Raw genomic sequence first — 888 nt, 5'->3', positions numbered from 1 at the left:
AGTCTTTTGTGAAAGGAGTTGGGTATGAAAAACCAGCCCTCATTTCCGATGCTGACCATGCCGACGCGTCCTTTGGTGGCCCATCGTGGTGAGAAAGCGAAGCGCTATGTGCCTTCGGTCTCTACCGATATCAGCAAGACTTTTGAGAAGTACCGCCGGCTGGCTGCGATGCAGCACGCCAAGCCGCTGGGCGATTGATTCGGTTTCATGCCGTGCGCATGCCTTTCACTCCCAGTCCCACGACGTATTGCATGCGTAGCTCTTTGGGCAACGGCTTTATTACAGAGGCTTGATCGATCTGTAGCTGGTCTGAGAGGACGACCAGCCACACTGGGACTGAGACACGGCCCAGACTCCTACGGGAGGCAGCAGTGGGGAATTTTGGACAATGGGCGAAAGCCTGATCGATCGGCGCGCCGGGCGTGGTCACCTTGCTCAACACCGACTACGACTGGTGGGTGGGCGTGCGCGACATCGAGCAGCGCTTTGGCCGCAGCCTCAACCTGGCGGCGATGCGTGCGGTGACGGTGCAAACCATCATCGGCACGGCCGACACCGCCACCCGCCTGGAAGTGACCTACTACCGCGACCGCCGCGAAGTGCTGCTGCACGAGGGCCAGGCCGTGTTCAGCGTGCAGGCCGGTCCGCAGCGCCCCTTCCATGTGCTGAGTGGCCCGGTCGGCATCACCGTGGTGGGCACGCGGTTCTCGGTGCGCTACACGCCCGGGCTGGCCGGCAGCGATGGCGTGCGTGTGGCGGTGGAAGAAGGCAAGGTGCGCGTGGTACGCCGCGATGGCGCGCCCGGCCCCGCGCTGGCGCAGATCGATCTGTTTCCGCTGCCGCGCCTTTACCCGCAATGACCGCGCGTTGCAAGACATGCTCAAGGGC

At 63.2% G+C, this 888-nt stretch carries 2 protein-coding genes and 1 other annotated feature; both genes read left to right on the top strand.

Annotated elements, in window-relative coordinates; genetic code table 11:
• The first annotated feature begins 24 nt into the window (after positions 1-24).
• On the top strand, positions 25-198 hold the full coding sequence (locus ACJ5GX_RS07815) for a hypothetical protein (protein ID WP_495292880.1): 174 nt from the start codon (positions 25-27) through the stop codon (positions 196-198).
• Positions 199-214: 16 nt separating this feature from the next.
• Positions 215-417, top strand: a sequence feature (16S ribosomal RNA rRNA prediction is too short).
• Between the two features lie 14 nt (positions 418-431).
• Complete coding sequence (locus ACJ5GX_RS07810; RefSeq protein WP_495292879.1) at positions 432-860, top strand: FecR domain-containing protein; 429 nt, start codon at positions 432-434, stop codon at positions 858-860.
• The last annotated feature ends 28 nt before the right edge of the window (positions 861-888 follow it).

The organism is Wolbachia endosymbiont of Tuta absoluta, from assembly GCF_059414725.1.
The sequence above is the reverse complement of the archived record's forward strand: the minus strand, read 5'-3'. Positions and strand labels throughout refer to the sequence as shown.

Coding starts and splice junctions, on each gene's coding strand:
- ACJ5GX_RS07815 (WP_495292880.1), top strand. CDS start 25: ATGAAAAACCAGCCCTCATTTCCGATGCTGACCATGCCGACGCGTCCT.